This is a genomic window from Dyella psychrodurans (genome assembly GCF_003363265.1).
Classification (GTDB): Bacteria; Pseudomonadota; Gammaproteobacteria; order Xanthomonadales; family Rhodanobacteraceae; genus Dyella_B; species Dyella_B psychrodurans.
Genome location: NZ_QRBF01000004.1, coordinates 113,540 through 130,813, shown reverse-complemented (window position 1 = coordinate 130,813; position 17,274 = coordinate 113,540). Strand labels below are relative to the sequence as shown.

Sequence of the window (17,274 nt, the reverse complement as noted above, 5' to 3'; positions counted from 1 at the left end):
GAAGTACTGGCATAGAGCCAAGCCACGGAAGCCGTGCCCATGTACCTCGAACACAGCAGCACCCTTGCCGATACCCGATGTCCGCCGATGGTCGAACCGGCCCTGGAGTCCCTGCTCAGCCAATCGACGCTGCGGGTCGATATCGTGGCCGAGCTGCAATACTGCGGCTCGTGGTTCATGGACGAGCCGCGCGATCACTGCGGGTTGTTCCACCTTGTGGGGGCTGGCGAATGCATGGTCGAAAGCCCCTCGTTAAGCGAGCCTTTGCGCCTGCATACCGGCGACCTGGTGCTGCTTCCGCATGGCGATGCTCACTCTCTGCGCTCATTGCATGACGACGACACGGCGGCGACCAGCCTGATCTGCGGCGAATTGCACTTTTCCAGCCATACACCGCATCCGCTCAGCCACGCACTGCCCACCTGCTTCGTGGTGCGCGCAGCGCATGCGGATCAGGTGTTCAGGCACCTTACAAGCATGATGGTCGATGTGGTGAATTCCGGGTCGGCTGGCCGTCGCGTGCTGCTCAACAAACTCGCCGACACGCTGTTCACGCTCGCTGTTTGCGACTACGCCAGCCGCAACACCAATCATCGCGGATTGTTCGCGGCGCTTGGCGATACGCGCATCTGCAAGGTGTTACAGGCCATACACGAAAATCCCGGTCAGCCGTGGACGATGCAGACGCTGGCTTCGTTGGCATGCATGTCGCGCTCCGCGTTCGCGGAACGCTTTGCGCAGTTGATGAAAGTGCCGCCGATGCAGTACGTCACCCAATGGCGCGTAAGCGTCGCGGAACGGATGCTGCGTGACCGCCAACTGTCGGTGGCGTCGATCGCCGAAGAACTTGGCTATAGCAGCGAGGCAGCTTTCAGGCGGCTATTCAAGCGCGTAAGCGGCATCTGCCCGGGTCGAATCAGGTCGGCGAGCGCAAGCCATGCGTTGAACTGAGTCAGGCATGGCACGATCGCGTGCAGGATGCGAAAGACTTCGATCAATAGTCTTTAAAAAGCAGGCCGGCATAATGCCGGCCTGCCTGGAATCACTCCGTGCACGAAGTGCTTATTTCGACGGGCTCTGCTTCAAGCCACGATCGATCAACATCGGCTCGATGCTCGGGTCCTGACCACGCCAGTCCTTGTAGAGCTTGGACAGTTCCACCGTGTTGCCGCGCGAGAGGATCATGTCGCGGAAGCGGTCGCCGTTTTCGCGGGTCAGCCCACCGTGCTGCTTGAAGCCTTCGAAGGCATCGTCGGCGAGCATCTGCGTCCACAGGTAAGCGTAGTAACCGGCGGAGTAGCCATTACTCCAGATATGCAGGAAGTAGCTGGAGCGATAGCGCGGCGGTACGTAGGAAAGATCCACGCCATCCTTCTTGAGCGACGCCGCTTCAAACGCATCGGCGTCCTGCTTGGGCGCATCGGCGCCGAGCATGTGCCAGTTCATGTCGAGCATCGCCGCGGCGACCAGCTCGGTCATGTCATAGCCCTTGTTGAAGAGGCCGGCCTTCTTCATCTTGTCGACCAGCGCTTGCGGCATCGGCTCGCCGGTCTTGTAGTTCTTCGCGTAGTTGGCGAACACCTTCGGATCGGTCGCCCAGTGTTCGTTGAACTGCGAGGGGAATTCGACGAAATCGCGCGCGGTATTCGTGCCCGAGAGCGTCGGATACTGCTCGTCGGCAAACAGGCTGTGCAGGCCGTGACCGAACTCGTGGAACATGGTGATCACGTCATCGAGCGACAACAGCGCCGGCTGGCCGGCTTGCGGCTTGGTGAAGTTGGTAACGTTGTAAATCACCGGCTTGGTGCCCAGCAGCTTGGACTGTCCGACGAAGACGTCCTCCCAGGCGCCGCCATTCTTGTTGTCGCGCTTGAAGTAATCGCAGTAGAACAGCGCAATCGACTTGCCGTCCTTGTCGAACACTTCGAATACGCGTACGTCCGGCTGATAGACCGGAATGTCCTTGCGTTCCTTGAACGTCAGACCGTAAAGCTGATTGGCGGCGTAGAACACGCCGTTCTGCAGCACGTCGTCGAGTTCGAAGTACGGCTTGATCTGCGAGTCGTCGAGATCGTACCTGGCCTTGCGCACTTCCTCGGCGTAATGCTCCCAATCCCACGGTTCGAGCTTGAAGGTGGGCTGGTGCAGCGCGGCCTGATCCTTGTCGATCTGCTTCTGGATGTCGGCGGCTTCGACCTTCGCGCGCGCGACGGCGGCAGGGGCGAGCTTGCCCATGAAGCTCATCACCGTCTCGGGCGTCTGTGCCATCTGATCCTGCAGCGTCCACGCGGCGTAGTTCGGGAGGCCGAGCAGCTTGGCCTTTTGCGCGCGCAACTGCGCGAGGCGCTCGATGATGTCGCGCGTATCGTTGGCGTCGCCCTTTTCGGCGCGCGTCCACGATGCTTCGAACAGTGCCTTGCGCGTGTCGCGATCCGTCAGATCCTGCAGCAAGGGCTGCTGGGTGGTGTTCTGCAGCGTGAGCACCCATTTGCCGTCGAGTTTGCGGTCCTTGGCGGCCTGCGCGGCGGCGGCGATATCTTCGTCGGAGAGGCCGGCAAGCTTGCTCTTGTCGTCGATAACGAGCGCACCGTCCTTCGCAGCGGCGAGCAGCTTGTTGTTGTACTGCGCCTCGAGCGTGGATTCTTCCTTGTTGAGGTCCTTCAGCTTGGCCTTGTCGTCGGCGGACAGCTTGGCGCCGCCCATGACGAAGTTGCGATGAACCACCTCGATCAGGCGCTGCGATTCGGGATCGAGCTTGAGCGAATCCTTCTGGTCGTAGACGGCCTGGATGCGCTGGAATAGCTTGTCGTTCAGCGTGATCGCATCCTGATGCTCGGCAAGCTTCGGCGCTTCTTCTTCCTGCACTTTCTGCAGCGCATCGTCGGTGTTGGCGGCCGTGATGGCATTGAACACGCGCATCACGCGATCCAGCAGCACACCGGATTTTTCCAGCGCCACATACGTGTTCTCGAACGTCGGCGGCTCGGGATTGTTGGCGATCTTGTCGACCTCCGCGAGCTGCTCCTTCATGCCTTCGTCGAGTGCGGGCTGGTAGTCGCCGTCCTTGATCTTGTCGAACGGCGGCGCCTGGTACGGCAGCGTGCTGGCGGTGAAGAACGGGTTGCTCTCCTGCGCCGAGGCAGCCGTGGTCGACGCCGATGCGGGCGCGCTGGCGGATGGCGCCGGTGCGCTGGCCGTGTTGTTGGGCGCCTGCGAGCAGGCGGCAAGACCGATCGACGTGGCGATCACCAAGAGACGAAGACGAGGCATGGAAGCTCCCGAGAGTGACGGGCCCGGCTGGCGGGGCATGGACAGTTGTTCTCCGACTCTAGCCAGAGCGTTCCCATCTTCCAAGCCTGCCCATCGGCAGGGGCGGGGCTGACGCCGCCGTCAAGTGCTGTAGGTGCGATCCTTCCAGCGGGAGCGGACGCCACGCCAGTACCGGATGGCCGAGCTCCAGGTCATGCCCAGGTACAACACCGCACCAACCGGCAATAGAAGTGCCCACGCGAAGGTCATGCCGTAATAGCGCAGCATGGGCAGATAGCTCGCCATCATTGCGACCAGCGCGATCACACCGAGGCGCCATGCTTCGGGCCAGCCCAGCACGACGAACGGAAGGCCGTAGGCCAATGCGAACAGCACCGTTACCACCAGCAATATGGCCGTGGAATAGCCAAGCTGCGTGAACGCAGAGCGCGCCACCATGTCGTGAATGGAGCCCACGGTGCCGTAGGGACGCAAACTCACCACGCCACGACTCAGGCCCAGCCAGGTGCGATAGCCGGCATTTTTGACTTGCCGCGCGAGCGTGCAATCGTCGATCAATGCATTACGCAGACTGGCAAATGCACCCGCGCGCTGCAGGGCTTCGGTGTCGACCAGAATGCAACCACCCGCCGCCGCCGCGATCAGGCGCGAGTCGGAATTGGAAATCGAGAAGGGATACAGCAGCTTGAAGTAGTAGACGAACGCCGGAAGCAGCAGGCGGTCCCAGAAACTGGTACGGCGCAGATCCGCCATCAGCGAGACGAACTGGCGGTTGTCGCGGCGCTTGTGCGCAAGCAGTGCCGCAAGCAAGCCGGGCTGCAGTTGGATATCGGCATCCAGCAGCAAGGTCATCGGCGTGCGCACGTGAGCCTTGCCCTGTTCAAGCGCCCACAGCTTGCCTGCCCAGCCTTCCGGCAAAGGCTGCCCGCTGACCACGCGAGTGTTCGCAAAGGTCGAGGCAATCTGCGCGGTGGCGTCGCTGGATTGATCGTCGACGACGATCACCTGCAAGCCGCTGCCCTGCGATTGCAGACCGGAAAGCGTGAGGCCGATGACATCGGCCTCGTTGCGCGCGGGAATCAGCACCGTGATCTCGCTGAGATCCGCCGACCCGGCATGCGGGTCGGGTTCAATACGTTCGCGGGTACTCCAGGGGCGCCACGGTGCCAGCAGCAACCCCACCCACATCACTGCCGGTATCGACGCGGCAACCCATTCCAGTGTGCCCATCGGCGGCCGCGTTACCGTTAGTGATTGGCTTCGGTACCCGTTTCCGCGCTGCGGCGCTGGATCGAGCTGATCGGAATCTTGATGGCGGTGGCGTCGGCACGATTGCCGTACTTCACCGGCAGATCCGGCGCCATCGGACCATCGGTGCGCGGACCAAACATCGACACCTTCATGGCCTTCAGCGGGTGAGCGAACATATCGTCCACCGCGGTGCCTTCAAAGCCGCAGTGCGCCATGCAGTTGTCGCACTTCGGATTGATGCCAACGCCGTACTTCTCCCACTCGGTGTCTTCCATCAATTCCTTGTAGGTCTTGGCGTAGCCTTCGTCGACCAGCAAGTAGCACGGCTTCTGCCAGCCGAAGATGTTGTAGGTGGGATTGGACCACGGCGTGCACTGGTAGCTCTGGTTGCCCGCGATGAAGTCCATGAACATCGCCGACTGGTTGAACGCCCACTTGCGCTTGCGTTCCTTGCCGATCTTGAAGATGTCACGGAACAGCTGCTTGCTCTCGGTGCGGCCAAGGAATACGTCCTGGCGCGGCGCGTGCTGGTAGCTGTAGCCGGGCGACACCGTGATGCCTTCGACACCCAGTTCCATGGCGTAATCGAAGAAATCGGCAACTTCTTCCGGCGGCTCGCTGTTGAACAACGTGCAGTTCACCGTGACACGAAAACCCTTCGACAGCGCCAGCTTGATCGCGGTCACTGCCTTCTCGAACACGCCGTCCATGCACACGGATTTATCGTGCTGCTTCTCCAGGCCATCGAGGTGCACGGACCAGGTGAAGTACGGCGACGGCTTGTATTCGTCGATATGCTTGGGCATCAGGATCGCGTTCGTGCACAGATATACGAACTTCTTGCGCGCAATGAGGCCTTCGACGATCTTCGGCAGATCCTTGTGGATCAGCGGCTCGCCACCGGGAATCGAAACCACCGGTGCATCGCATTCGTCCACGGCCGCCAAGGCCTGCTCGACGCTCATGCGCTTCTGCAGGATTTCCTTGGGCTGATCGATCTTGCCGCAGCCCGCGCACGCCAGATTGCACTGGAACAGGGGCTCCAACATCATCGCCAAGGGATAACGCTTTTGGCCACTCAGCTTTTTAGCGAGGATGTAGCGTGCGATCGTGGTCTGTTGAATAAGTGGAATACCCAAAGGATTCTCCAGTACGTCAATGCGAGGGATGCCAGCAAACCAAGGGTTGGGGAAGCTTGTGCATCAATCGCTTACAAGTTTTTCAGGTGGACCAGTATAAGCCACCTGCGCGGTTACCGTTATGTCTGCCCAGACTAACCTGTGGACTGCGGCACAAACACGTGCGCGTGGTCACGGCGGATCCGGGCCCATTCGATCTTGAACCAGGGCGTGAAAGCACCAGGATTGGCGGCCATTTCCGCGTCCAGCGCATCGGGCGCGATGTAACGCAAACCTGAAATCTCGTTCACGTTCACCGTCGGCGCATCATTGCTGCGACCGGCATACACCCAGCAAAGCTCGTGTTCGGCACCTTCGGCGTCGAATTGCGCCTGATACTCGAACTTGAACAGGAACTCGAGCGGGCATGCCAGCCCCAGTTCCTCGCGCAGGCGGCGATGGATGGCCGAATCGATGGTCTCGCCGCGACGCGGATGACTGCAGCAGGTGTTGGACCAGAAACCCGGCCAGAGGCGCTTGCCCGGTGCACGCTGTTGCAACAGCAGCTCGCCCTTCGTGTTGAACACGAACAGCGAGAACGCACGATGCAAGGTGCCCTTGCCCACATGCGCAGCGGCTTTGTCGAGGAAGCCGACCTCACGGTCGTCCGAGTCGACCAGGATCAGGGGCTCGTCGTCGAAGGAAACCACTTCCCTCGAGTCGCGCCATTCCTGACGTTCCAGTTCCTGATTATCCAATGTCGACCTCCATCGCCTGATAGCCCGCATCGCGCATCGCAGCCGCCACTTTTTCACGGTTCTGCGGGCACAGCGCGACGATCGAACCGCCGCCGCCACCGCCGGTGAGCTTGGCGCCGAGCGCGCCGTGTTCGCGCGCGATCTGCACCAGCTCTTCCACTTCCCAGCTCGACACGCGCAGCGCGTTGAGCAAGCCGTGGCAGATGTTCATCAAGTCGCCCAGGCGTTCCAGGTCGTACTGCTGCATGGCTTCGACGCCCTGCAGCGTGAGACCGTCGATCTGCTGGAAGATGCCGTCGTACAGCGCCGGGTTGCGCTGCCATGCGCTGCGCACCTTGCCGACCGTCACGGCGGTAAGGCTTTCCTTGCCGCTGATGCCGATCACGAGCGGAATGCGCTTGGGCAGATGCAGCTCGCGCACCATCGGCGCATCGCCCTGCTTGGCCGCACGCTTGTAGAGCAGCGGCTTGCCGTAGGTCGCCACGGTGTTGTCGATGCCCGACGCGGAACCGTGCGCGACTTCTTCGCAACGGAAAGCGAGTGCATTGATCTCTTCGTCGCTCAGGCCCAGCTTGTAGTGCTGGTCGAGCGCGCGGATCACTGCCACCGCCATCGCCGCCGAACCGCCGAGGCCCATCGCACGCGGCACGTTCGGGAAAACCTCGATGCGCATCGAACGCTCGGTGAGCTGCAACTCATCGAAGATGATGCCGAGCGAACGCTGGAACGAATCGCGGTGCGCCGGATCGCGGTGCAGGCGATATTCCACGCCCCAGCGCGGGATGAACATGTCCACGCCACCGGACTTGGTGTCCTGCGCAACGGCGCGCACAGCCAGCGGCACCGGCGCGGCGATCGCATGGCTGCCGTAAACGACCGCGTGCTCGCCCAGCATGATGATCTTGCCGTGGCCGCACGCGCGATGATCGATCGCCGGCTGTTCGGTCGCTTCGATCGCGCCACGCGACTCCTTGCGGACCTGATCGACGATCTCCTGCGCCTTCCAGATCTTGATCTCGCCACTTTCCACAAGGCGCTCCACGACGGTGTCAAAGATTTCCGCCGTGGCGCCTGCGGCGACGGCAACGCTGCGTGCATGCAGCGTCATGTGTCCTTGCTGGATGCCCTCGGTCACCAGGGCGCGCAGTGCCGAGAAGTTCTGCGCGAGACCGACCGCACCCATCACTTCGGCCAGCTCGCGCGCCGTCTTCACGCCGAGCAGGCGCAGATCAAGCGCAACCGTGGCGTTGGACTGCAGCGGGCCGCCGACGATACCGACCTTCATCGGAATATCGAGCTCGCCGATCAGCTCGCCCTTCTCGCCTTTGTACCAGCGCGTGAGCGAGGTATAGCGACCGCCGCGCGCAGCGTAGGCGTGCGCAGCCGCTTCGATGGCGCGCCAATCGTTGCCCGTCGCAAGCGCAACGGCATCGACACCGTTCATGATGCCTTTGTTATGCGTAGCGGCGCGGTACGGATCGATGCTGGCGAACTCGTTCGCGAGCACGATGCCATCGCGCACTTCTTCGCCCGTGAAGCCTTTGCCGGTGAGATGTTCGATCGGAATCACGCAGCGCGCGCGCACCATCGAACGATCGGTGAGGTTGGAAAGAATGCGCAGGAAGACGCGGCCGCCCGTCATCGTTTCCACCAGCGAGGCGACGCCTTCGCACATGGTGTTGACGAGGTTGGCGCCCATCGCGTCGCGCGTGTCGACCAGCAGGTGCACGACCAGCATGTCGCCGCCTTCGGCGCGCGCATGCACGTGCACTTCGAGATCCTGCGCGCCGCCGCCGCGCGCCACCATCTGCGGATGCAGGCTGTTGGCGAGGTTGAGGATTTCATCCTTGCGCTGGAGCAGCGTGGCCTTGGCGTGCGAAAGATGCGGCACATCGACCACCTGCACCTGGCCGATCAGCACCGGTTCGGTACTCTCCACGGTGAAGCCGCCCGTGCCGCGCACGACTTTCGCGGCCGACGAAAGCGCCGCCACGATCGAAGGCTCTTCCACCACCAGCGGCACGATGTAGTCGCGGCCGTTGACCAGGAAGTTCAATCCCAGGCCCACCGGCAGACCCATCACGCCGACGACGTTCTCGATCATCTTGTCGGCTTTGTGGATCTTCAGCGTGTGCTCGCCGGACACCAGCGCTTGGTAATCCTCTGCCGACACCCAGCCACGCTCGTGGATGATGCGCACGCGATCGGAAACAGAGAGTTTGTAGAACGCCGGGAATCGGGAACGTTCGGCACTCGATGATTCGGCACTCATGCCTTGGCTACTCCGGATAGTTCAAGATGGATGCACTTCGTCACGCGGACGTTGGATGTCGTACGCCGACCATGACGTTTAAAAGCACTGGCGATCACGTCAGAGATCCATAAGCGGCGAGCTTGCAACCTGACGCATATGGCAGCTGACCCCATCGGAATCAAGTGGGAGGGGGATCACATGCATATCCGCGCGCACAATGGCGCGTTCAAATGTCGCCAACCTTTCTGAATCCTCGGCAAAAACCACGCCGAAGTCGCCGCCAGCGCCGCAGGGCTTATAGCTGACATTGGCCTCGGCCGCCATACTGGCTAGCTGTTTTTGTGCGGGAGAATAGATTTCCAGGCCACATGCGTCGCCGAAATTCTGCAGCGCCGTCGCATAGTCTTTTGTCAGGCCAATGAAAGATTGCGTCTCGCGCTGACGCAGTGCCTGCACGGCCGATGTGGAAATGGCCCCGAGCCTGCCCATGTGCGCCGCATAGTCGGCGCCGTGCGTTGCGCGCCATTGAGCCAGGTGCTTGAGCGAATTGGCCGTGGATACGGACTGGCCCGACCACACGAATAGCCAATGCAGCCCTTGCACGGGCCATGCCTCGTGCATGAAGTGCGGCGTGCGCTCCTCGCCCATCAGCTGATAGCTGATCAATCCGCCCGCCACGCCCGCAGCAACATCGACACCGCTGCCGCGGCCGCCTTGCCAGCCGCCATGCATATGGAACAGGCGGCGCACCCATTGCACGCGATCGGCCAGCGCATCTTCGTGACCTGCACAGGTCGCCAGTGCGGACGCGAGCGCAACCGTCAACGCAGCACTGGAACCCAGACCAAGCTTGACGCGCGCGGCACCTTCGCCATGAAAGAAGCCCGATGTATCCAGATGGATGCTCAAGCCTTGTTCAACGCGCGGCGCCAGACCCTCGCGCAGCAAACCATCCCACACGTGGTCGACCAGCGCGAGCTTGGCGGCCGCAGCCTCATCGCACTGCCATCGAAGCGCGCCATCGCGATCGATCGTCCATGCCGCATCGCTGATATCGAGATCGGGCGCAACCACATTGCACTCACCATCATCGCGCAGGACGACACGCGCCTGAGCGCGGCGATTCACCGCCAGCACCAGCGCGGGCGCGCCTTCCAGTACGGCGTAATCGCCCAGCAACACCTGCTTGCCGGGTGCGCTCGCGATGATTTCCATCATGCCTCCACGGCGTCGGGCGAAATGGCCCGGGCACCTGCGCCAAGACCGGTATCGAGCACGTCGAGCACGCCGGGAACGTCGCGCAGGGCAGCTTTCACTTCCTCGATCGCGGAGGGCTCGCACACGGCTTTCAACTGCGGGCCAGCGTCCACGGTGAAGAACACGGGCAGTCCCTGCTGGCGCAGCGCGCGCACGCGATGCATGCATTCCATCGTGGCGCCGTTCCAATAGAGCAATCCCGGCTGCGCAGCCATGGCGAGCGCATGCATCTTCAGGCAGCTGTATTCGGATATCAGCGCGAGCGCTTCGAAATCGCGCGCGAGGATCGCGTTGCGTGCGGTCGTCAGATCCGCTTCTTGCGTGTCGACCCACGCAGACTGATACGGCGACGTCTGCGCCGTGCGGCGCATGCCTTCGCTGGAACCGACTTGCTTGGCGGCTTTGGAGGTAATCGCCACCGCGACACGCAACGGCCACGACTCCGCCGCAAGCAGCGGTTGTGCGACCGAGTCGGTGCCATCGGCCAATCGACCGTGCGCCCATTCGACATAGCCGCCGAAAATGGAACGCGCCGCCGAACCGGAGCAGCGTCGCGCCAGTACCGATTGCTCCGCATCGCTCAGCTGCAAGCCCAGCGCCCTCGCGCCCGCATGCACCAGCGCGGCAAAACCGGAGGCCGACGAAGCCAGGCCCGCGGCGGTGGGAAAGTTGTTGCGGCTGGCCACGTCCGCGCCCCAGTCGACCGCGGCGCGCTGGCGCAGCAGGTCCAGGCAAGCCGTGATGCGCCTGGACTCGGCTTCATCGCTGCGGCCATTGAGACTGACCCGGTCACCCTTCTGCCCCGGCACGAAGCGCACGTCGGTACGCGTCCAGAGGCTGTCCAGCGTGATCGAAATAGACCCCACCGCCGGCAGATTCAGCGCGGCATCGCGCTTGCCCCAGTATTTGACCAATGCGATGTTGGGCTGGGCCTGCGAGGCAGCATGGAATTCGCCGGATGCATCGGCGCGAAGTTCACGATTCATATTGTTCCGCTGGGGAGGGGCAGCAAAAAAACAGGAAATATTTTTATTTATCAATTACATAGGGTAAGCCGCCCTGACCTGGGCTTTTCATCGTGACCCGGGTCCAGGTCGTGTTTCCGCCTAACAGCGGGATGCCGATATAGCCGCGCAACACCAGCCGGCTCGGATTGGGCAGCCGCACCACGCAATTGTAGGTCTTTCCGTTCTCCGAATTATAAACGCGCCCGCCGATCCACTTGTTATCGGCCATGTCGTAGCGCAACCCCTTCAGCAAACGAAGGCCCGTCAGTGGCCGGCTGCGGAGCGTCGGATCGGGGTCGTTCCGGTCGGTGACGATCTTGCCGTTGAGCTCTGGCCCATCCTCCGGACCGTAGGTGTCGTGCAGCTGCCAGAGGATGTAGCCCTGGTATTCGTCGCCGACGCGCTCGATCCGGATGACGGCGTCCTTGCTCTCCACCAGCCAGTCGCCCACGATGCCGGCCGCCGCGGGCAAATCGGCCACACTGTCGTCGGCCGCACATGGCCCGACCAGTCCCGCGAACAGGACAAAGACAAGCACGAGCAGCGAAACGAGACGCGATGGGCGTCCGAGACCCGCGAAAATCATCGCGCCCTCCTTGCATGATGGACGGTTGGACCCCATGTCCGCCGATTCCCCAAATGGCAGCCTGTAGCATAACCGTCCATGTCATCAACCTGGATCTTCATCGCCGTTATCCATGGACTCGGCATCGCACTCGCCTTCGCTGCCGCAGGCTACGCGTGTGTCGCACTGTGGGCCGTATTGCGCGTGCCGCGCACGTCGGCACTGAATGGCATCGATAGCAACACGCTGCGCCCGGTGACCGTACTCAAGCCACTGCATGGCGCCGAGCCTCGACTGCATGAAAACCTGCGCAGCTTCTGCCTTCAGAACCATGCGACCTATCAGCTGGTATTCGGCGTGCGAGATCCGGACGATCAGGCCATCGCCGTGGTGGAAAAACTTCGCGCGGAATTTCCAGGACGCGATATCGCCTTGGCGGTCGATCCGCGCGTGCATGGCGCAAACCTGAAAGTCAGCAATCTGTTGAACATGTTTCCGCACGCCAAGCACGACTGGCTGGTGCTCGCGGATGCCGATATCAGCGTTGCCCCCGATTACTTGATACGCGTCACGGCGCCACTGGCCGACGCGGGCGTCGGCATCGTCACCTGCCTCTATCGCGGCGTATCCGGTCCTTCGTTCTGGTCGCGGCTTGGCCGTCTATTCATCGACGACTGGTTTGCGCCTTCGGTACGTCTGTCGCACGCCTTCGGCTCGACACGCTTCGCCTTCGGCTCGACCATCTGCCTGCGCCGCGATGCCCTGCAAACCATCGGCGGCTTCGAGGCCCTGAGCAACACGCTGGCCGACGATTTCTGGCTGGGCGAGCTGACACGTCGCGCCGGGCTGCGCACGGTGCTGTCCGATGTCGTCGTCGGCACGGACGTCTCTGAAAGCCAATTGAAAGCTTTGTGGGACCATGAAGTGCGTTGGCTGCGAACCATCCGCTCCCTCGCGCCATGGGGTTTTGCGATGACTTTCGTGTGTTTCACCGCTCCTTTGCTGTTGCTGGGCCTGTGTCTCGCGCCCGGTGCGATCACGCTGGCCCTCGCCCTGCTCGGTAGCGGCGCGCGGGTTTTGCTACACTTTTTACAGCGGCGCACCAGTGATGAAGCCTTCGCCTGGCATGAAGTCCTGTTGATTCCCCTCCGCGATGCCTTATTGCTGATGGAATGGGCAATTGCCCTAGCCGGTTGGCAGGTAAGATGGCGCGGTCAGGTATTGCATGCTCGAGGCGACGGTTCAGCGCCTTAGATTTATTTTTGTTCGGCTTTATTCCTGAACTGTCTGCTGTCCCTGGGCAGATCGACTGCCCCCGCAGGAGTTACTCGTAATGAAAACGCTTTTTCTGCAAGCTCCCTCGTTTGACGGCTTCGATGGCGGCGCCGGTTCGCGCTACCAGGCCAAGCGTGAGATCAAGAGCTTCTGGTATCCGACGTGGCTGGCCCAGCCGGCCGCGATGATTCCCGATTCGCGCGTGCTCGACGCACCGGCCGACGAGATCTCGGTCGAAGACAGTCTGAAGATCGCCGCGGAATACGAGCTGGTGATCATTCACACCAGCACGCCGTCGTTCCCGACCGATGCCAAGTTCGCGGAGTTGCTGAAGGAGCGCAATCCGAAGGTGATCGTCGGCTTGGTCGGCGCGAAGGTCGCGGTCGATCCGAGCGGTTCGCTCACCGCATCGCCCGCCATCGATTTCGTCGCGCGCGAAGAATTCGACTACACCTGCAAGGAAGTGGCCGAAGGTCGTCCGTTCGAAAGCATCACCGGCATCAGCTACAAGCTGGCCGACGGCACCGTGCAGCACAATCCGCCGCGCGCGATGATCGAGAACATGGACGATCTGCCGTTCGTCGCGCCGATCTACAAGCGCGACCTGACGATCAGCAACTATTTCATCGGCTATCTCAACTATCCGTACGTGTCGATCTACACGGGCCGCGGCTGCCGTTCCAAGTGCACCTTCTGCCTGTGGCCGCAGACCGTCGGCGGTCACCGCTATCGCACGCGCTCGGCCGCCAACGTGTTGGCCGAAGCGAAGTGGATCAAGGAGAACATGCCCGAAGTGAAGGAGCTGATGTTCGACGACGACACCTTTACCGACAGCTCCAACATGGAGCGCGTGCATGAGATCGCGCGCGGCCTTGGCGCGATGGGCTGGACGTGGTCGTGCAATGCGAAGGCGAACGTGCCGTTCGAATCGCTGAAGATCATGAAGGAAAACGGCCTGCGCCTGCTGCTCGTCGGTTACGAGTCGGGCGACGACCAGATCCTGCACAACATCAAGAAGGGCCTGCGCACCGACATCGCGCGCCGCTTTACCGAAGACTGCCGCAAGCTGGGCATCACGATCCACGGCACCTTCATTCTCGGCCTGCCCGGCGAGACGAAGGAAACGATCGAAAAGACGATCCAGTTCGCCAAGGAAATCAATCCGCACACCATCCAGGTGTCGCTGGCTGCACCGTATCCGGGCACCGCGCTGTACAAGCAGGCGATCGATAGCGGCTGGTTGAAGGAAAACGACGCGGTCAATCTCGTCAACGACAAGGGCGTGCAGCTCGCGTTGATCGAATATCCGCACCTGTCCAAGCAGGATATCTTCCACGGCGTCGAAAAGTTCTACCGGGCCTTCTACTTCCGTCCGTCGAAGATCTGGGAAATCGTCAAGGAAATGCTGACCAGCTGGGACATGATGAAGCGCCGTCTGCGCGAAGGCGTGGAGTTCTTCCGCTTCCTGCGCGCGCACGAAGCCTGATCCACCCGTCAATCCGGCGCAGACCGGAATCCAGTCACGGAACGCGACGTTTGCGCATTCTCGATACTGGATTCCGGCCTGCGCCGGATTAACGTTTTAAGCGGGAAACTTTTTAGAACCGTGCCAACCTCCGTCACGCCAACTACGCGACCACGCCTCATCGTCACCGCTGACGATTTCGGTTTGCATGAGGCCGTCAACGACGCTGTCGAACGCGGCTTTCGCGAGGGCGTGTTGCGCGCGGCCAGCCTGATGGTCGCCGCGCCCGCTGCGGCCGATGCCGTCGCTCGCGCAAAACGCACGCCAGGACTGGCAGTCGGTTTGCATCTGGTGCTTGCCGACGGCCGCGCCATGCTGCCGCCATCGCGCATTCCCGATCTGGTCGATGCGCAGGGCATGTTCAATTCGGACATGGTGCGCAACGGCTTCCGCTTTTTCTTCCTGCCGCATGTGCGTCGCCAGTTGGCCGATGAAATCCGTGCGCAGTTCGAAGCCTTCGCGGCGACGGGCTTGCGTCTCGATCACGTCAATGCGCACAAGCACTTCCACCTGCACCCCACGATTCTTTCGTTGATGCTGACGATCGGACGCGAACACGGTTTGCACGCGATCCGCCTGCCCTCCGAGCCGGGCATGGGCCCGTGGCTTCGCCCCTGGCTTGCACTGATGCGCTGGCGCATGAAGAACGCAGGCATTGCTTACAACGATCACGTCTTCGGTTTACGCCACAGCGGCGCGATGGACGAAGCCGTGATGCTCGACATTCTGCAGAAGTTGCCTGAAGGTCTTTCGGAGGTCTATCTGCATCCCGCCTCGCACGGCCATATCACCGAAAGCATGGTCGACTACCGGCATGCCGACGAACTGGCCGCGCTGCTGTCGCCGCGCGTGCGCGATGCCATCGCTGCGCGTTACTTGCTGTGCGATGGCTTTTCCGACCCGGCGGCGACTGCGGCATGAACATGAAGCGTCTCAGTTACATCGCCGGCTTGCTGGGCCTGGCCGTCGCCATCGCGCTGGTAGCGCATCAGGGCTGGGGCGAGATCATCCACGCGATCGATCGCGCCGGTTGGCCGCTGCTTTGGCTGCTCCCATTCCACGTGCTGCCATTGCTGCTGGATGTGATCGGCTGGCGCGTACTGATCGCACCGCGCGACCCGCATCGCAAGGCCACGATTCCCTACCTGTTCTGGATCGCCTCGATCCGTGAAGCCAGCAACCGATTGCTGCCCGTGGCGAACATCGGCGGCGAAATCATCGGCATTCGCCTGGTGAAGTGGCGTGGCATCGGCGGCGCCGCAGCAGCCGCGAGCATCATCATGGAAGTGCTGCTCACGCTGGTGAACCAATATCTGTTCACCGCGCTGGGCATCATCCTGCTGATCGAGCTGACGCAGAGCATCGGCGCGTTCAGCACGGTGATTTCCGCACTCGCGGCCAGCCTGCCGTTGCCGATTTTCCTGATCATCGTGCTGCGCCATGGCAAGGTGTTTTCGCGCCTGGAAGGGTTCGCGGAAAAGATGCTGGGCGGCCGCTCGAAGCTGACGGAGCTGATCGATGGCGCGGGCCTTGATCTGGAAATCCGCTCGCAGTATTCGCGCCCGCTGCGCCTGATCGTGGCGTTGGGCTGGCAGTTCCTCGGCTACGTCGTCGGCAGCTTCGAAACCTGGCTGGCGCTGCGGTTGCTCGGTTATCCGATCAGCATCTGGGACGCGATCGCCATCGAAGCGGTGACGCAGGCGCTGCGCCACATCATCTTCGTCGTGCCAGCGGGCCTGGGCGTGCAGGAAGGCGGCCTGGTGCTGTTCGGCAACATGATCGGCCTGCCGCCCGAAGCCAGCGTCGCGCTGTCCATCGTCAAGCGCATGCGCGAAGTGGGCTTTGGCGTACCTGCGCTGATTTCCTGGCAATGGGCCGAAGCGCGTCGACTCTATGCGAACGCCGGCCAGCCTTCTGTTTCAAGAGAATCCGAGTCATGACGTTGCAACACGACGCCTTCGATACCCAAACCCTGGTACCCGGCTATCACGAACCGGTCCTGCCGACCGGTGAACCGGACGCGGCCACCATCGCTGCTTCCGAGACACGCACGCGGCAGTGGTCGAGCAACGGGCAGGAGCGCATCAAGTACGGCTCGGACGCGCACAAGCAGATGATGTGCAAGATGTTCGCCGAGACCTTCAATCCGTATCGTCCATCGGTGCTCAAGTGGCCGGCGCTGGATGATGCGGCGCTGCATCGCATCACCTCGCTGCCGATCTGGGACATTGCCGTGCAGACCGAAGGCAAGGCACGCCTGCGCATGGCGGCTTACGCGCGCACGGTCGCCGATCCGGACATGCGCAACACCCTTGCGCAGAACGCGTGGGAAGAAAACCGCCACAAGGAAGTGCTCTCGAAGATGGTCCAGCACTACGGCATTCCGCTGGTGCCGGAGCCGCCTTACGAATATCCGCAGGATCCGGAGTGGGCCTATCTGGTGACGGGCTACAGCGAATGCATCGACAGCTTCTTTGCGTTTGGCCTGTTCAAGGTGGCGCATGATTCGGGACTGTTCCCGCCCGAACTGATCGACACGTTCGAACCAGTGATGCAGGAGGAATGCCGGCACATCCTGCTGTTCGCCAATTGGGTTGCATGGCATCGCGCCAATCTCAACTTGTTCAAACGCATTGCATTCGAGCTCAAGGTGTTCCGCGTTTGGTGGTTCCTCGGCTTGGAGCGCATGGACCTGGCCAAGAGCCTGGACGCCGACGGCAACGAACATACGCAGGACAACAATTTCACCGTTAACGGCGCGCAGTCCGTGACGGAGAAGGATTTGAGCGTGGTGGAATTGATGGCAACGTGCCTGCGCGAAAACGATCGCCGATTCGCCGGCTACGACAAGCGCCTGCTGCGCCCTACCACCATGCCTTTCCTGGTGAAGTGTGCGCTGCCGGTGTTGAGGTTTTTTGAGCGCCGCAAGCGCAAATAAGCTCGCCAAGTAGCGAGCATTGAAAATGGCATCACACCCTCCTCCCTCCCCTGCAC

Annotated in this window: 14 protein-coding genes; 6 read left to right on the top strand and 8 right to left on the bottom strand. The window is 62.0% G+C overall.

Going from position 1 to position 17,274, the window contains the following annotated elements; genetic code table 11:
• Positions 1 to 39 precede the first annotated feature (39 nt).
• Positions 40 to 951, top strand: a complete 912-nt coding sequence (locus DWU99_RS12055) for an AraC family transcriptional regulator (protein ID WP_115478310.1) — start codon at positions 40 to 42, stop codon at positions 949 to 951.
• Between the two features lie 111 nt (positions 952 to 1,062).
• On the opposite strand, the gene dcp is transcribed toward DWU99_RS12055, so the two are convergent.
• From dcp to DWU99_RS12015, 8 genes are all read right to left on the bottom strand, one after another.
• Positions 1,063 to 3,270 carry a peptidyl-dipeptidase Dcp gene (gene dcp / locus DWU99_RS12050; RefSeq protein ID WP_115478309.1) on the bottom strand — a complete coding sequence of 736 codons (2,208 nt, stop codon included), beginning with the start codon at positions 3,268 to 3,270 and terminating at the stop codon, positions 1,063 to 1,065.
• A gap of 120 nt (positions 3,271 to 3,390) precedes the next feature.
• Positions 3,391 to 4,500 carry a glycosyltransferase gene (locus DWU99_RS12045; protein WP_115478308.1) on the bottom strand — a complete coding sequence of 370 codons (1,110 nt, stop codon included), beginning with the start codon at positions 4,498 to 4,500 and terminating at the stop codon, positions 3,391 to 3,393.
• Between the two features lie 17 nt (positions 4,501 to 4,517).
• Positions 4,518 to 5,660: an adenosyl-hopene transferase HpnH gene (hpnH, locus tag DWU99_RS12040; protein WP_115478307.1), complete on the bottom strand. Its 1,143-nt coding sequence runs from the start codon at positions 5,658 to 5,660 to the stop codon at positions 4,518 to 4,520.
• A gap of 134 nt (positions 5,661 to 5,794) precedes the next feature.
• Complete coding sequence (idi, locus tag DWU99_RS12035; RefSeq protein ID WP_233511076.1) at positions 5,795 to 6,397, bottom strand: isopentenyl-diphosphate Delta-isomerase; 603 nt, start codon at positions 6,395 to 6,397, stop codon at positions 5,795 to 5,797.
• Complete coding sequence (locus DWU99_RS12030; protein ID WP_115478305.1) at positions 6,390 to 8,669, bottom strand: hydroxymethylglutaryl-CoA reductase, degradative; 2,280 nt, start codon at positions 8,667 to 8,669, stop codon at positions 6,390 to 6,392. Before DWU99_RS12030 ends, idi begins: the two co-directional genes overlap by 8 nt.
• Positions 8,670 to 8,768: 99 nt before the next feature.
• Positions 8,769 to 9,866, bottom strand: coding sequence for a mevalonate kinase family protein (locus DWU99_RS12025; protein ID WP_158543281.1), 1,098 nt, complete (start codon positions 9,864 to 9,866; stop codon positions 8,769 to 8,771).
• Complete coding sequence (mvaD, locus tag DWU99_RS12020) at positions 9,866 to 10,894, bottom strand: diphosphomevalonate decarboxylase (RefSeq protein ID WP_115478303.1); 1,029 nt, start codon at positions 10,892 to 10,894, stop codon at positions 9,866 to 9,868. Before mvaD ends, DWU99_RS12025 begins: the two co-directional genes overlap by 1 nt.
• 43 nt (positions 10,895 to 10,937) lie before the next feature.
• Positions 10,938 to 11,501 carry a DUF2147 domain-containing protein gene (locus tag DWU99_RS12015; RefSeq protein WP_158543280.1) on the bottom strand — a complete coding sequence of 188 codons (564 nt, stop codon included), beginning with the start codon at positions 11,499 to 11,501 and terminating at the stop codon, positions 10,938 to 10,940.
• Between the two features lie 78 nt (positions 11,502 to 11,579).
• Here DWU99_RS12015 and hpnI point away from each other — a divergent pair, with 78 nt between their 5' ends.
• The 5 genes from hpnI to DWU99_RS11990 all read left to right on the top strand — a co-directional run bounded on the left by hpnI (position 11,580) and on the right by DWU99_RS11990 (position 17,218).
• On the top strand, positions 11,580 to 12,734 hold the full coding sequence (gene hpnI, locus DWU99_RS12010) for a bacteriohopanetetrol glucosamine biosynthesis glycosyltransferase HpnI (protein ID WP_115478301.1): 1,155 nt from the start codon (positions 11,580 to 11,582) through the stop codon (positions 12,732 to 12,734).
• A 79-nt stretch (positions 12,735 to 12,813) separates the two neighbouring features.
• A complete protein-coding gene (gene hpnJ / locus DWU99_RS12005; protein WP_115478300.1) occupies positions 12,814 to 14,241 on the top strand; it encodes a hopanoid biosynthesis associated radical SAM protein HpnJ in 1,428 nt (475 codons plus the stop codon).
• A 120-nt stretch (positions 14,242 to 14,361) separates the two neighbouring features.
• Entirely contained in the window at positions 14,362 to 15,201 is an 840-nt protein-coding gene (gene hpnK / locus DWU99_RS12000) for a hopanoid biosynthesis-associated protein HpnK (RefSeq protein ID WP_199535783.1), read from the top strand.
• Positions 15,198 to 16,220 carry a flippase-like domain-containing protein gene (locus DWU99_RS11995; RefSeq protein ID WP_233511074.1) on the top strand — a complete coding sequence of 341 codons (1,023 nt, stop codon included), beginning with the start codon at positions 15,198 to 15,200 and terminating at the stop codon, positions 16,218 to 16,220. The genes hpnK and DWU99_RS11995 overlap by 4 nt, the downstream gene beginning before the upstream one ends.
• Positions 16,217 to 17,218, top strand: a complete 1,002-nt coding sequence (locus tag DWU99_RS11990) for a ferritin-like domain-containing protein (protein ID WP_199535782.1) — start codon at positions 16,217 to 16,219, stop codon at positions 17,216 to 17,218. Before DWU99_RS11995 ends, DWU99_RS11990 begins: the two co-directional genes overlap by 4 nt.
• Positions 17,219 to 17,274 lie beyond the last annotated feature (56 nt).

Bases quoted from the DNA above. Each gene is read 5' to 3' on its own strand.
- mvaD (WP_115478303.1), bottom strand. From the start codon at position 10,894: ATGAATCGTGAACTTCGCGCCGATGCATCCGGCGAATTCCATGCTGCC.
- DWU99_RS12055 (WP_115478310.1), top strand. From the start codon at position 40: ATGTACCTCGAACACAGCAGCACCCTTGCCGATACCCGATGTCCGCCG.
- DWU99_RS12015 (WP_158543280.1), bottom strand. From the start codon at position 11,501: ATGATTTTCGCGGGTCTCGGACGCCCATCGCGTCTCGTTTCGCTGCTC.
- DWU99_RS11995 (WP_233511074.1), top strand. From the start codon at position 15,198: ATGAACATGAAGCGTCTCAGTTACATCGCCGGCTTGCTGGGCCTGGCC.
- hpnJ (WP_115478300.1), top strand. From the start codon at position 12,814: ATGAAAACGCTTTTTCTGCAAGCTCCCTCGTTTGACGGCTTCGATGGC.
- DWU99_RS11990 (WP_199535782.1), top strand. From the start codon at position 16,217: ATGACGTTGCAACACGACGCCTTCGATACCCAAACCCTGGTACCCGGC.
- hpnI (WP_115478301.1), top strand. From the start codon at position 11,580: ATGTCATCAACCTGGATCTTCATCGCCGTTATCCATGGACTCGGCATC.
- DWU99_RS12030 (WP_115478305.1), bottom strand. From the start codon at position 8,669: ATGAGTGCCGAATCATCGAGTGCCGAACGTTCCCGATTCCCGGCGTTC.
- DWU99_RS12025 (WP_158543281.1), bottom strand. From the start codon at position 9,866: ATGGAAATCATCGCGAGCGCACCCGGCAAGCAGGTGTTGCTGGGCGAT.
- DWU99_RS12045 (WP_115478308.1), bottom strand. From the start codon at position 4,500: ATGGGCACACTGGAATGGGTTGCCGCGTCGATACCGGCAGTGATGTGG.
- dcp (WP_115478309.1), bottom strand. From the start codon at position 3,270: ATGCCTCGTCTTCGTCTCTTGGTGATCGCCACGTCGATCGGTCTTGCC.